Annotated in this window: 13 protein-coding genes; 5 read left to right on the forward strand and 8 right to left on the reverse strand. The window is 60.7% G+C overall.

Going from position 1 to position 12,883, the window contains the following annotated elements; genetic code table 11:
* Nucleotides 1-125 precede the first annotated feature (125 nt).
* Nucleotides 126-998, reverse strand: coding sequence for a 4-hydroxy-tetrahydrodipicolinate synthase (gene dapA, locus ARCT_RS0120635; RefSeq protein ID WP_027241771.1), 873 nt, complete (start codon nt 996-998; stop codon nt 126-128).
* 139 nt (nt 999-1,137) lie between these two features.
* Here dapA and ARCT_RS0120640 point away from each other — a divergent pair, with 139 nt between their 5' ends.
* Nucleotides 1,138-3,105: a lytic transglycosylase domain-containing protein gene (locus tag ARCT_RS0120640; RefSeq protein ID WP_027241772.1), complete on the forward strand. Its 1,968-nt coding sequence runs from the start codon at nt 1,138-1,140 to the stop codon at nt 3,103-3,105.
* Here ARCT_RS0120640 and ARCT_RS0120645 read toward each other — a convergent pair.
* Nucleotides 3,064-3,963, reverse strand: a complete 900-nt coding sequence (locus ARCT_RS0120645) for a DMT family transporter (protein WP_027241773.1) — start codon at nt 3,961-3,963, stop codon at nt 3,064-3,066. The two genes, ARCT_RS0120640 and ARCT_RS0120645, sit on opposite strands and share 42 nt — an antisense overlap.
* A complete protein-coding gene (gene mnmD, locus ARCT_RS0120650) occupies nt 3,960-4,643 on the reverse strand; it encodes a tRNA (5-methylaminomethyl-2-thiouridine)(34)-methyltransferase MnmD (RefSeq protein ID WP_027241774.1) in 684 nt (227 codons plus the stop codon). The genes ARCT_RS0120645 and mnmD overlap by 4 nt, the downstream gene beginning before the upstream one ends.
* A 59-nt stretch (nt 4,644-4,702) precedes the next feature.
* Between mnmD and ARCT_RS0120655 the strand changes: the two genes are divergently transcribed.
* Nucleotides 4,703-5,743, forward strand: a complete 1,041-nt coding sequence (locus tag ARCT_RS0120655; RefSeq protein ID WP_027241775.1) for an NAD(P)/FAD-dependent oxidoreductase — start codon at nt 4,703-4,705, stop codon at nt 5,741-5,743.
* 282 nt (nt 5,744-6,025) lie between these two features.
* Here the strand turns inward: ARCT_RS0120655 and ARCT_RS0120660 are convergent, their stop codons facing one another.
* The 3 genes from ARCT_RS0120660 to ARCT_RS0120670 form a co-directional block, all read right to left on the reverse strand.
* Nucleotides 6,026-6,874, reverse strand: coding sequence for an acyl dehydratase (locus tag ARCT_RS0120660; protein ID WP_051360917.1), 849 nt, complete (start codon nt 6,872-6,874; stop codon nt 6,026-6,028).
* Between the two features lie 147 nt (nt 6,875-7,021).
* On the reverse strand, nt 7,022-7,678 hold the full coding sequence (locus ARCT_RS0120665) for an OmpA family protein (RefSeq protein WP_027241777.1): 657 nt from the start codon (nt 7,676-7,678) through the stop codon (nt 7,022-7,024).
* Nucleotides 7,679-7,838: 160 nt separating this feature from the next.
* Entirely contained in the window at nt 7,839-8,702 is an 864-nt protein-coding gene (locus ARCT_RS0120670) for a methylated-DNA--[protein]-cysteine S-methyltransferase (RefSeq protein WP_027241778.1), read from the reverse strand.
* A gap of 263 nt (nt 8,703-8,965) precedes the next feature.
* Between ARCT_RS0120670 and nth the strand changes: the two genes are divergently transcribed.
* Nucleotides 8,966-9,610: an endonuclease III gene (nth, locus tag ARCT_RS0120675; protein ID WP_027241779.1), complete on the forward strand. Its 645-nt coding sequence runs from the start codon at nt 8,966-8,968 to the stop codon at nt 9,608-9,610.
* Nucleotides 9,607-10,596, forward strand: coding sequence for an adenosine kinase (locus ARCT_RS0120680; RefSeq protein WP_027241780.1), 990 nt, complete (start codon nt 9,607-9,609; stop codon nt 10,594-10,596). Before nth ends, ARCT_RS0120680 begins: the two co-directional genes overlap by 4 nt.
* 180 nt (nt 10,597-10,776) lie before the next feature.
* Here ARCT_RS0120680 and ARCT_RS0120685 read toward each other — a convergent pair whose 3' ends face one another.
* A complete protein-coding gene (locus ARCT_RS0120685; protein WP_027241781.1) occupies nt 10,777-11,271 on the reverse strand; it encodes a MarR family winged helix-turn-helix transcriptional regulator in 495 nt (164 codons plus the stop codon).
* Between the two features lie 85 nt (nt 11,272-11,356).
* Between ARCT_RS0120685 and ARCT_RS0120690 the strand changes: the two genes are divergently transcribed.
* The gene (locus ARCT_RS0120690; RefSeq protein WP_027241782.1) at nt 11,357-12,229 is read left to right on the forward strand and encodes an EamA family transporter; all 873 of its coding nucleotides are present in this window, start codon (nt 11,357-11,359) and stop codon (nt 12,227-12,229) included.
* A 170-nt stretch (nt 12,230-12,399) separates the two neighbouring features.
* Here the strand turns inward: ARCT_RS0120690 and ARCT_RS0120695 are convergent, their stop codons facing one another.
* Nucleotides 12,400-12,882: an RNA pyrophosphohydrolase gene (locus ARCT_RS0120695; protein WP_027241783.1), complete on the reverse strand. Its 483-nt coding sequence runs from the start codon at nt 12,880-12,882 to the stop codon at nt 12,400-12,402.
* Nucleotide 12,883: the final 1 nt, after the last annotated feature.

Consider the following 12,883-nt stretch of genomic DNA (forward strand, 5'->3'; position numbering starts at 1 on the left):
CAAAACGGGTCCAAGCACATGGCGGCAGGTTTGACCCGGAATATTTTTGGGAAAGGTGAAGGCGAAAAGAAAAAGCCCCGCATCTGCTGCAGGGCTTTGTCAAGATCAGTTCAACAAAGGTATTTCTACAGAAGACCCGCATGCGCCATGGCAGCGTCAATGGCAGCCTTGGTGCTGTCCTCCAGGCCCGTCAGCGGAGAGCGGACCTCGTCAGAACACAGGCCCAGCTTGCTGAGCCCGTATTTGGCGCCGACCAGACCTGGCTCGATAAAGATCGCCTCGTGCAGGGGCATCAGTTTGTCCTGATACGCCAGCGCTTTGGCGTAGTCGCCCGCAAGAGTTGCCGCCTGGAATTCAGCGCAGAGTTTTGGCGCAATATTTGCCGTCACCGAGATGCAGCCAACACCACCGTGGGCGTTAAAGCCCAGAGCGGTGGCGTCTTCACCGGAGAGCTGCACAAAATCGGTACCACAGCTGGCACGCTGCTGGCTGACACGGGCGATATCGCCGGTGGCATCCTTGACGCCAATGATGCGCGGAAGTTTGGCCAGTTCTGCCATGGTGGCAGGCGTCATGTCGACGATCGAGCGACCGGGAATATTATAAATGATGATCGGCACATCGGCGCAGTCATGGGCCGCCTGGAAATGCGCCAGCAAACCGCGCTGTGTCGGTTTGTTGTAGTAGGGGGTCACCACCAAAGCGGCATCGGCGCCGACCTTCTGGGCAAACTCGACAAAACGAATCGTCTCGACCGTGTTATTGGACCCGGCACCGGCAATCACCGGCACACGCCCCGCTGCGGCTTTGACCACCTCGGCAATCACCGCTTCGTGTTCCTCGTGGGTGAGGGTAGGGCTTTCGCCGGTGGTGCCAACCGGCACCAAACCGCTTGAACCTTCGGCAATGTGCCAATCGACCAAGCGTTTAAGCGCATCCAGATCCAACGCGCCGTTTTGAAACGGGGTGACGAGGGCTGGCATAGAGCCTTTAAACATGGGTGCGCTCCCTTAGCTGATGGTCGTGACAGGCGGAGGCCCGCCTTCATTGTGGACATGACCAGATTTTGTGTTGATACCGGCCATTCTCGGATTATCGTCAATGGCTCTATCCCCGGATCCACTATAAAAGCAAGCCATGACACGCATTTTGCTCCTGATATCGCTGATCCTGATGCTTGGATCCGTCGCCACAGCCCAGCCGCAACAACTGGCCCAGGCTCTGGACTTCGCACGCTCCGAGAACTGGTCGCAAGCTCTGCAAACCGCCGGAGCCAAGGGATCGGTGTCACGCGACATTGTTGAATGGCACCGGTTGCGGGCCAAAGAAGGCACGGCAGAGGATGTGGAGAGCTTTTTGGCGCGGCGACCGGACTGGCCCGGCCTGCCCTATCTGCGGCGTCGCAATGAAGAGCTGATCATCGAAAAATCGCACCAGCGCGTGCGCGCCTTTTTTGCCGATCAGCCGCCCCAGACCCCGGAAGGGGCGGCCAGCCTGGCACGTGCGCTTTTTGCCAAGGGGGATCAAACCCGTGGCCAGGCAGAACTGATCCGGGCCTGGCAAAACATGCCAATGAGCGCAGAGACCCAAGAGGCCTATCTTGCGGACCATGCCACGCTTTTGAAACCGCATCATGCCACCCGGTTGCGCCAACTGCTGTGGGAGAGGCACGATGTGAGCGCGACGCGGATGCTGCCGCTGGTTGGCGAGGCCGAGCGCGCCCTGGCAGAGGCGCGTCTTGCGCTACAAAAGCAAGCCAATGGGGTGGATACAAAAATCGAGGCCATTCCGGCAGCGCTGCAGGATGATCCGGGCCTCGCCTATGATCGTTTTGTCTGGCGCGACCGCAAAAACCGCCAGGACGACGCCGTTGCCCTGATGATAGACCGCAGCACCAGCGCCAAGGCCCTGGGACAGCCAGAAAAATGGCTGCGCCGCCGCAGGGATCTGGCGCGTCAGTTGATGCGAGATGGCAAGCATGAACGCGCCTATCAGCTGGCAGCGCATCATTTTGCCACGCCAGAGGTTGGCTACGGCTATTCTGATTGCGAATGGCTCGCGGGCTATATCGCGCTGCGTAAACTCAAGGATGCAGAACTGGCCGTGTATCATTTTGAACGGTTTCTAGCATCTGTCGAGACGCCAATTTCGGTGGGACGTGGCGGCTATTGGCTGGGCCGGGCCCATGCCGCCCTTGGGGAGGTGGACAAGGCGCATGCGGCCTATGCCAAAGGCGCCGCGTATCAGACATCCTTTTATGGACTTTTGGCAGCAGAAACCCTGGGACGAACGTTTGATCCTGCGCTTGCCACACCGCCACAGCTGCCATCCTGGCGCAATGCTGCCTTTCTTGACTCATCGGTGATTGAGGCCGCCTTGCTGCTGTTGCAGGCAGGCGATCTTACCCTGGCAGAGCGGTTCTTCACCCACCAGGTTGAGAGCCTGTCACCGCTTGAGGCGCAGCAGATAGGGCAGATGGCTGTTGACATGAAAGAGCCGCATCTGGCGGTGATGATTGCCAAACGCGCCGCCCAGGCTGGTGTAGAACTGCAGGGAGCCTATTACCCCCTGCACCCTGTCGCCCTGCAAAAACTGCCAATGGCCTCTGAGATGACGCTGGCGATTGCCCGGCGCGAAAGCGAATTTGACCCTTTGGTGATCAGCCACGCCGGCGCGCGCGGTCTGATGCAGCTCATGCCGGCCACTGCCAAACTGGTGGCCACAGAACTGGATATCCTGGCCAAACATGAAACCGCCCGCCTGACGGCAGAATGGGACTACAACGCGGAATTGGGCAGCCAGTACCTGGCCGGGCTGGCGGCTGAGTTCAACGGCAATGTGGTGATGATGGCGGCCGGGTATAATGCCGGCCCACGTCGGCCAACCGCCTGGATGCAACGCTATGGCGATCCCCGCAGCGGCAACCCGGACATCATCGACTGGATTGAACATATTCCCTTTAACGAGACCCGCAACTACGTGATGCGGGTCACCGAAAGCCTGCCTGTCTATCGCGCCCGGCTGGGCAAGACGCCCCTGCCTGTCCCGTTTTCGAAAGAACTGTCAGGCGCGAGTCTTGCGGCTTTCGCGCCAAAGAGTGAATAGCCCGGCTGCGATGATGATAGCCGCGCCGCTTGCCACGTTCAGGCGGATCACTTCGCCAAAGATGCTGACTCCCAGGATTGCCGCCCAGACCAGGTGGAAATAGGCAAAGGGCTGCACCGCGCTGGCTTCGGCCATCTCGTAACATTTGATCAGCAACCAATGCCCGGTGACACCAGAGACACAAAGCAATGCCATCCACAGCCAATCCCCCTGGCTCATAGGTTCCCAGAACCAAATGCCGATCAAAGTCATAAACACCATGCCCGCGATACCGGTCCAGAAAAAGCTGGTGGCAGTGCTGTCGCGCCGCGCCGCATAGCGGGTGACAAGACCATAGACCGCAAACATCAGCGCCGAGGCAAAGGGGATCAAGGCAGCAGGGTCAAACACCCCGGCGCCGGGCTGCAAAATGATCAACACCCCGATAAGCCCCACGCCAATCGCCGCCCAGCGCCGCCAGCCAACGCTTTCCCCCAGCACCGGGCCGCTCAGCGCAGCAACCAGCAGCGGATAACAGATAAACACCGCCTGGCTCTCGACCAGTCCCAACAGGGTAAAGCCGTAGACCGCAACGCAGATCTCCCCGACCAGCAGGACGCCGCGAAAGATCTGCAATCCCAACTGACTGGTGCGCGCCACGCCCCTGATACCACCCGGTGTCCGCAGCGCCAGGAACACCACAAAAGCGGCAAAGAACCAGTAGCGCACCATCACCACCATATAGGTGTTGTAGGTGCCCGCCAGATGGCGCGAAATCCCGTCCTGCAGGGCAAAGACAATAGTCGCCCCAATCATCAGCAAAATGCCCATAGGCACATTGTTGCTTTGGGGTTTATCAGCTGCCACTGCCGTGCTCATTCCAAATTCGCCTCTGCCCTGACCGCCTTGGTCATATGTCGTTTGCGTCCAAATCCCGGCACCCGTGTCACGGTAAACCCCGCCGCCTCCAGCCCCCGCCGCACAAATCCAGCAGCCGTATAGGTGGCCGCAGTGCCACCCGGCCTGGTATGATCCGCAACCGCCTGCAACAGATCCTGCTGCCACAGCTCGGGGTTTTTCGCCGGAGAAAACCCGTCCAGAAACCAGGCATCTGCCTTCCCTGTCCACTCTGGCAGCGACAGTCGCGCGTCGCCTGTGACCACCTCCAGCTGCAATGTCCCCAAATCACAGCCCCCGCTGCCCTGCCACTGCGCAAGAAACCGATCCGCCCAGGGCTGGATATCCGGGAAGGCCGCCAAAGCTTTTCTCATATCGGCAGGCGCCATCGGGTAGGCCTCAAAACTGGTGAAGCGCAGCGCAGTCTGTTGCCCGCTTTCCTCCCAGGCGCGCCAGGTGGCCAACATATTCAGCCCGGTGCCAAACCCCAGCTCTGCCACATGAAACCCCGGCGCAAACCGGGCAGGCAGATCATTGCCGCTCAGAAAAACATGGCCGGTCTCGGCCAGGCCATCCTGGACCGAGAAATAGGGATCATCAAACTGATCCGAGACCGGAATGCGGTCTTCGCGCCAGCTGAGCTGTGCCTGCTGGTCTGCCATGGCAATATCCCCTACATGAAGCCTGAAAACTGGCGCGACACTGGCGAAAGGCATGGCAAATGACAATGGCAGATATCACCGTCCGGGGCGCAGGCATCTTTGGGCTGTCCATCGCCTGGGCCTGTGCCCAGCGCGGCGCCCGGGTGCAGGTGATCGACCCTCACGGCGCCGGGGCGGGCTCCAGTGGCGGTCTGGTCGGTGCATTGGCGCCCCATGTGCCAGAAAACTGGAATCCCAAAAAGCAGTTCCAACTCGAAAGCCTGCTGATGGCGCAAGCGTTCTGGGCAGAAGTCGAGGCCGCCGGGGGCCTCTCCCCCGGCTATGGCCGCAGCGGTCGCCTGCAGCCCCTGCAGGACGCCCGCGCCGTCGAACTGGCCTACCAGCGCGAAGACACCGCCCGCAGCCTCTGGCAAGGCCAGGCGCTGTGGCAGGTCCTCCCGGCCTCTGACCTCGGCGCCTGGTGCCCGCCCAGCGCCACCGGGCTGCTGGTGCACGATACCCTGAGCGGCCGCATGCACCCCCGCCGCGCCTGCGCCGCCCTGACGGCCGCCCTCGCCAGTAAAGGCGTGACCCTCACCAAGGATGGCCCTGATGCCGGCCGGGTACTGCACGCCAAGGGCTATGCCGGCCTGCTCGAGCTCAACAACAGCTTTGCCAAACCGGTGGGCAGCGGCGTCAAAGGCCAGGCCGCGCTGCTGCGCCATGACGCCGGCGAGGTGCCACAGCTCTATGCCGATGGTCTGCATATTATTCCGCATGCCGACGGCACCGTCGCCATCGGCTCCACCAGCGAACGCACCTTTGCGCACCCCAGCAGCACAGACGCCCAGCTCGACGATGTGATCGCCCGCGCCACAGCAGCGGTTCCGGTGCTGCAACAGGCCGAAGTCATCGAACGCTGGGCCGGGGTCCGCCCCCGTGCCAAAAGCCGTGCGCCGATGCTCGGCGCCTGGCCCCGGCGCCCCGAGCATTACATTGCCAATGGCGGTTTCAAAATTGGGTTTGGCATGGCCCCCAAGGTCTCCCAGGTCATGGCTGACCTCCTGCTGGAGGGCAAAGACCACATTCCTCCGGGGTTCCGGATTGAAGACAACCTTTGAGCTAAATCCAGCCCCCTCGCCCTCGGTTCTCTTGCCCTTTGGCGGGTCAAGGGCGGCGCCAGCCGCCGCGCGCCAGCGCGGTTTACCCTTGAGGCGGCACAGGGCCCTGTAAACTGGAGCACGCGTCTTGAGAGGCAGACCTGCCGCTCAAGCGCTTCCCCAGCAGCCCTGTTGCGCCGCGCAGCGGCGCCGGGCCCAAGGCTTCTTTTGATGACCAGCCCTGCTGGTCATCAAAAAGGCGCGGGAGCTCCCCCTTGTCTGAAACTCAATCAATCGCTGCAGTCAGCGCCCTGGAAATGGCCTGGGCACGGCTTGGGCCTGCATACATTGACGCCCATCCGGCGCCCGCACCCAGAGATCCCGCCCCCTACAACACAGGATCGCCGCTTCAAAATGCATCAAAGGCGCGGTGGCACGAAAGGAAAACTCGGCCAGCGGTCCCATCAGCTCTTGCGCCAGCAGCATCAACTGCTGCGCCAAAAGCGGGCCATGCACCACCAGGCCGGTATAGCCCTCCACCTCGCGGGCATAGTCCAGATCATAGTGAATGCGATGCCCATTGAAGGTGAGCGCAGAATAGCGAAACAGCAGGGTCGAGTCGAAACGGACCTGTCGCGCCTCCTCTTCATCCTCGCGGGCCTGCGGCGGCACAGGTTTTGGCGCCTCGGGGGAAGGATCCTCGCGATAGACAAGATCGTGCCACTCGCGCAGACATCGCTGTCCCTGCTGGTGGATGTCATGGCGCAGGGTGACAAACCCCAAAGGCCCGCTTCGGCCCATCTTGGTCTCGCACCGTTCCACAACTGAGCATTTCTCCGCCTCCTGCCCGGCCTTGAGCGGCTGTTCAAACAACAACCGACCGCCGGCCCACATGCGTCGCGGCAGGCCCAGGTCTGGGATCAACCCGGCTTTGCTCAGCCCCGGGTGACCATCCCGGCCCAGCTGATCCGGCGGCACCGGCGTCCAGAAATAGAGCTGATGAAAAAACGGCGGCAGCTCTGCGCCAGCGACGATGCTTGGCGGCACGCCAAGCGCGACTTGCAGCGCCACTGATCTGGCGGGATCCATCACATCAGTGTTGCGGAACAGTTTGGCGTCAGAAGGCGGGGCGGTGTCATTGCTATGTGTCATGGCGCAACCTTACGCCCGGTCCCCGCCATGGCAACCACCCAATTGCAGGCTCAGGCCGCACCGAAAAACCAAAAGAAAAGAGGCCACATCAACATGTGGCCCCTTATTGGTGCTATTCACGCTCTTGCAATCACGTGCATCGCCGCATCAGGCGGTGGGAACGATCACGATCTCAACCCGGCGGTTCTGCGCCTTGCCCTCTGCGGTCAGGTTGCTTGCCACAGGCTGGGATTCGCCGCGCCCATAGGTCTGCAGCCGGTTATACGGCACCCCGCCCGCCTGAACCTGATCGGCAACGGTATTCGCCCGCTGCTCTGACAGAGTCTGGTTGTAGCCCGCATCACCATCACTATCGGTATGGCCAATCACCTGAACGGTGCTGTTGGGATATCTCACAAGGCTCTGCGAAACTTGCCGCAGGTCGGCTTTGACCGCTGGAGAGATTGCCGCGCTATCGGTTGCAAAGGTCAAATCATTTGGCAGAGACAGAATCAACCGGTCGCCGGTATTGACGATTGTAATGCCATTGTTGGACAGGCTCTGGCGCAGTTCAGCCTCTTGCTTATCCAACTGGTTGCCAATGACACCGCCCAACAAGGCCCCGGCGGCGGCCCCGGCAACAACTGCCGCGCCCTTGTTGCTGGAATTTGAAAGACCAGCCAGCCCAGCCCCCACAATTGCCCCGGCAATCAGGCCGTTGCGCTCTTTTTCCCCTGGCTGACGCAGGGCATCGGTATCGGTACAGGCGGTCAGCCCAAGGATCGCGGCCAAAAGGCCCGCGCTGGAGATTTTCAAAACGGTCACTGGGTCACCTCTTCTCTGCTCGCCGGTGCAAGTCTTGCACCGCGTCCCCTCTATATCGACGCTGATGAGATCCGGCTCAACCTCTTGCCTGCCCATTTCGGCGGAATACTGCGCAAAAACAACCACCAATGTATAAAAACAGTGTACACTGAGCTGTCGACTATGCCTCTTCCGCTTCTGGCCGTGGATTGTCAGCGCGGGCAGCCTCATAAGCGAGCATGGCGCGTTTCACGGGTTGCCCCCAATGATACCCCCCCAGGTCACCCGATTTCTTGAGCGCACGATGGCAGGGGATCAACCAGCTGACCGGATTGCGGCCAACAGCGGTGCCAACAGCCCTGACCGCCTTTGGGGAGCCAATCGACTTGGCGATTTCCGAATAGCTGGTCACATGCCCTTCCGGAATTGACAGCAGCGCCTCCCAGACCTTGATCTGGAGCGGTGCGCCAATCAGATGCAGTGCAGTTTCCCCTTTTTGCGCAAAGGCCGCATCCACCAGCGGCTTCAGCGCCATGGGATCTTCAACAAAATCGGCCTGCGGCCAGCGGCTGCGCATATCCGCCAGGGTTGGCTCGGCCCCTGTTTCAGCGGCAAAGCCCAAACCACAAATCCCTTTTTGCGTGCCCATCACCAGCGCCAGCCCAAAGGGACTGTCAAACCAACCCCAGAGAATTTCCAGCCCGGCGCCTTTGCGGGCATATTCGCCGGGGCTCATCGCTTCCCAGCGCACAAAGAGATCATGCAGCCTGCCGGATCCGGACAAACCAACCGCATGCGCGGTTTCCAGCGTGGAAAACCGATCCCGCAGCAGGTTTTTTGCGTGTCCAAGCCGCAGATATTGCTGATATCGCTTGGGGGAGACCCCCACCCAGGCGGAAAACAGGCGTTGGAAATGTGCCGGGCTCATGTCCATGCATTTCGCCAGCTCTTCCAGCGACAGGTTATCGCCACCCGCATCAATCAGGTCGATGGCGCGGCGCATGACGCCATAGTGGTAACTTTGCTCGCTTGCCTGCATGTTCATGTCGGGCCCTTCTCGTGTCTGTCTGGCTCGTATCTGCCTGGCCGCCGTCTGCCTGGCCGCTGTCTGCCTGATCTGACCATAGTGCCTAGAGGCCCCGGCCAGCGACCCGAAACTTGCGAAAATCTCTGCCTTCCCCCCCGGCGCAGCCCAGGCCAAGCTTTTGATGCAGCGCTGTGGCCAAAGAACAAGCCGGAAAGCCCTTGTAAACCGCGTCGGCGCTTTGGCATTGCGGGGTGTTGGGCAAAACGGCAATAAGTCGGCTTATGGCAAAGCAACTCGATTATCATACCATCCGCGAGATCTTTTCGCGATTTCAGGCAGCAGAACCAGAGCCCAAGGGCGAATTGGAGCATGTCAATGTCTACACGCTGGTGGTGGCCGTGGCCCTGTCAGCGCAGGCAACCGATGCAGGTGTAAACAAAGCCACCCGCGCGCTGTTCAAAATCGCGGATACCCCGCAAAAGATGCTGGATCTCGGCCTTGAAGGCGTCACCGAACATATCAAAACCATTGGCCTGTTTCGCCAGAAGGCCAAGAATGTGATCAAGCTCAGCCAGATCCTGGTGGATGACTATGACGGCGAAGTTCCAAACTCCCGCGCGGCGCTACAGTCCCTGCCCGGCGTTGGCCGCAAGACCGCCAATGTGGTTTTGAACATGTGGTGGCACCAGCCCGCGCAGGCCGTCGATACCCATATCTTTCGCGTCGGCAACCGCTCTGGCATAGCCCCTGGCAAGGATGTCGATGCGGTGGAGCGCGCCGTTGAGGACAATATTCCCGCTGATTTTCAGCAACATGCACATCATTGGCTGATCCTGCATGGGCGCTATCACTGCAAGGCGCGCAAGCCGCTGTGTGGCACCTGCCTGATCCGCGATCTCTGTCAATATGAGGACAAGAACCTATGAAAACCTACCAAATCGTTGGCATCGGCAATGCGGTTGTCGACGTCATCTCGCAAAGTGATGACAGTTTTCTGGCCCATATGGGCATCGAAAAAGGCATCATGCAGCTGATCGAGCGGGAACGGGGCGAAGTGCTGTATGGCGCCATGGAAAACCGGGTGCAGACCCCCGGTGGATCGGTCGCCAATACCATCGCTGGCGCCGGGGCTCTGGGCCTGGACGCGGCCTTTATTGGTCGGGTACATGACGACGCGCTGGGTCACTTTTATGCCAATGCGATGAACGAAGACGGCGTTGATTTTGTGAACCCACCCGTTGCGGGCGGCGAGCTGCCGACCTCGCGATCAATGATCTTTGTGTCGCCGGATGGCGAACGCTCAATGAACACCTATCTTGGCATTTCCTCCGAGCTGGGCAGCGCCGATGTGCCAAACGAGGTGGCGGGCAGCGCCCAGATCATGTTCCTGGAAGGCTATCTGTTTGACAAGGACAAGGGCAAATCCGCCTTTATGGAAGCCGCACGGGATTGCCGCCAGGGCGGGGGCAAATCCGGTATCGCCATATCGGATCCCTTCTGTGTTGAACGGCACCGGGCGGATTTTCTGGCGTTGATCGAGCATGATCTGGATTTTGTCATCGGCAACGAAGACGAGATCAAATCGCTGTTTGAGACCGATGACCTGGAAGTGGGCCTGGCCAAAACCGCGGCGATTTGCCCGCTGGTGGTCTGCACCCGCTCTGGCGATGGCGTCACCGTGATCAGCGGTGAGACCCGACTGGACGTCCCGGTCACCAAGATAGTTCCCCTGGATGCAACAGGGGCCGGCGATCAGTTTGCTGCCGGGTTCCTGTTTGGTCTCGCCAAGGGCCGTGACCTGGAGACCTGCGCCAAGATTGGCAATATCTGCGCTGCAGAGGTCATCAGCCATATCGGACCACGCCCCGAGAGCAATATGCTGGATCTGCTCCGCGAGGCCGGCCTGCTGTAACCACGGCACTTGGATTTTTCACCAAGCGAGCTCTCCCGCCCGTCGCCCCTCTCGCCGGAGGCGGGAGGGCTCCCGTTGGGCCCAGCGCGGGGTGGCAAAGCCACCCCGCGCCCTGGCGCTCTTTTCTTCCAAGGTCTTGTCTTCCAGGATCTTGGCCCAAATCACACAGCCGGGCGCGCCCTAGCCTCCTGATTTGTCCACCGCCGCCTGCGCCCGAGACAGCAAGATTTTGAAGGCTGAACGCTCTTCCTTGGGCATTGCGGCCAGCAGGCGCTCCTGCGTTGCGACATGTTCCTCCACAACCTGGTCAATCAAAGCCAGGCCTTCGGCGCTGAGTTCGATCAGAAAACTGCGGCTGTCTTGGGGGTTGATTTGGCGCAGCACCAGACCTTCGGCTTCGAGCCGGGAAATCCGGTTGGTCATGGTGCCAGAGGCGACCATGGTTGCCTTGAGCAAATCCCCCGGTGAAAGCCGATAGGGCGCGCCCGAGCGGCGCAGGGTGGCCAGCACGTCAAATTTGGCCGCATTCAGGCCAAACCGCGCAAAGGTTGCCTGCATCCCCTCCTGATAAGCAAGATAAAGCCGGGCAACCCGGCCAATAATCCCCATGGCGCTCACATCCAGGTCGGGCCGTTCGCGTGCCCATTGGCCGGTAATGAAATCCACATGCTCCATGCACATAGCCTGTTCAAAAATTTATCTTGATGTCAAGACAAACCCAGATATCTTGACATCAAGATAAACTCAGGAGACTTAGGATATGGCCCGTTTGGATTTGTTTCTCACTGCGCTCGCCCCCGCCATTTGGGGCAGCAGCTATATCGTGACGACCAGCCTGCTGCCGGGGCAATCACCGCTCTTGGTGGCGCTGTTACGCGCCCTGCCCGCCGGGCTGATCCTGCTGCTCATTGTTCGCCAGTTGCCGCCCCTTGCCTGGATCCCAAAGCTGCTGGTGCTGGCGGCGCTCAACTTCTCGCTGTTTTGGACCCTGCTCTTTGTCTCCGCCTATCGGCTCCCGGGGGGCGTGGCGGCAACGCTGGGTGCGGCGCAGCCATTGTTGGTGGTGTTTTTCTCGGCCTATGCCCTGCAAACGCCAATTCGGCCCACCGCCCTGCTGGCTGCAGGGCTCAGCATCGTTGGCGTCGCCCTGCTGGTGCTGACCCCGGCGGCAGCTCTTGATTTCTGGGGCGTTTTGGCTGGTCTGGGTGGCGCGATATCCATGGCCGCAGGGGTAGTTTTGACCCGCAAATGGCAGCCACCGGTGCCCCCGCTCACCTTTACCGCCTGGCAATTGACGGCCGGCGGGCTGCTCCTGATCCCCTTTGCCGCCCCAAGCCTGGAAGGCCTGCCCCTGCTGACTGGCGGCAACCTCGTCGGCCTAGCCTATATGAGCCTGATCGGTGGCGCCCTGACCTATATCCTCTGGTTTCGCGGATTGGCCCGGATCGAGCCTGCCAAGGTGTCGCTCCTGGGGGTCCTGAGCCCGCTCTCGGCCGTGCTGTTGGGGTGGAGCGTTCTGGGCGAAAGCCTTTCCCCGATGCAGATCACAGGCGCGGCCCTGGCCTTGTTTAGTCTCTGGCTGGGGCAATCAAACCTGCGCTTTCGCCGCCCCAAGGCGAGAGCAGCCTCGTAACTGGCAGGACTGGGGTCAGCTGGATTACAGGGCGGCACAGGATCGCGCAGGATCGCACAGGATTGCGCTGGCAGGCAAAATTACCTCTCGCACACCGGTGCCATGACAGGAAAAGACCCCCCAACGCCCGCAGACCTAACCCCATCCTTTGGTGTTTGAACCTCTGATGCTCAAAAATGCGCCTCAAATTCCTGAACCACGCGGGCGTAGACCTCGCGCTTGAAGGGGACGATCTTTTCCACCAGCTGATCCACCGGCTGCCAGCACCAAGCCGAAAATTCCGGGTGCTCGGTCTCGATATTGATCTGTTCGTCACGACCAAGAAAGCGCATCAGATACCATTTCTGTTCCTGGCCGCGATATTTACCGCCCCAGAACTTTGGCACCACGTCATGCGGCAGTTCATAGGGCAGCCAGCCGTCGCTTTCGGCGATGATTTCAACCAGATCCTGGGTCACTCCGGTTTCTTCCTCCAGCTCGCGCAGGGCCGCAAGGCGGGCGTCTTCGCCCCGGTCGATCCCACCTTGCGGCATTTGCCAGGCCTCCTGAAACCGGTCTTTGCGCTGCGCCACAAAGACCTCGTTTTTGGCATTGATCAGCATGATACCGACATTGGGGCGATAGGGCAGCTTTGCGATCTCTTGCGGCGTCATC

Origin of the sequence: Pseudophaeobacter arcticus DSM 23566 (assembly GCF_000473205.1) — a bacterium.
Classification (GTDB): domain Bacteria; phylum Pseudomonadota; class Alphaproteobacteria; order Rhodobacterales; family Rhodobacteraceae; genus Pseudophaeobacter; species Pseudophaeobacter arcticus.

Coding starts and splice junctions, on each gene's coding strand:
- ARCT_RS0120670 (WP_027241778.1), bottom strand. CDS start 8,702: ATGAACATGCAGGCAAGCGAGCAAAGTTACCACTATGGCGTCATGCGC.
- ARCT_RS0120645 (WP_027241773.1), bottom strand. CDS start 3,963: ATGAGCACGGCAGTGGCAGCTGATAAACCCCAAAGCAACAATGTGCCT.
- ARCT_RS0120685 (WP_027241781.1), bottom strand. CDS start 11,271: ATGGAGCATGTGGATTTCATTACCGGCCAATGGGCACGCGAACGGCCC.
- ARCT_RS0120655 (WP_027241775.1), top strand. CDS start 4,703: ATGACAATGGCAGATATCACCGTCCGGGGCGCAGGCATCTTTGGGCTG.
- ARCT_RS0120660 (WP_051360917.1), bottom strand. CDS start 6,874: ATGACACATAGCAATGACACCGCCCCGCCTTCTGACGCCAAACTGTTC.
- ARCT_RS0120690 (WP_027241782.1), top strand. CDS start 11,357: ATGGCCCGTTTGGATTTGTTTCTCACTGCGCTCGCCCCCGCCATTTGG.
- nth (WP_027241779.1), top strand. CDS start 8,966: ATGGCAAAGCAACTCGATTATCATACCATCCGCGAGATCTTTTCGCGA.
- ARCT_RS0120640 (WP_027241772.1), top strand. CDS start 1,138: ATGACACGCATTTTGCTCCTGATATCGCTGATCCTGATGCTTGGATCC.
- ARCT_RS0120695 (WP_027241783.1), bottom strand. CDS start 12,882: ATGACGCCGCAAGAGATCGCAAAGCTGCCCTATCGCCCCAATGTCGGT.
- ARCT_RS0120680 (WP_027241780.1), top strand. CDS start 9,607: ATGAAAACCTACCAAATCGTTGGCATCGGCAATGCGGTTGTCGACGTC.
- dapA (WP_027241771.1), bottom strand. CDS start 998: ATGTTTAAAGGCTCTATGCCAGCCCTCGTCACCCCGTTTCAAAACGGC.
- mnmD (WP_027241774.1), bottom strand. CDS start 4,643: ATGGCAGACCAGCAGGCACAGCTCAGCTGGCGCGAAGACCGCATTCCG.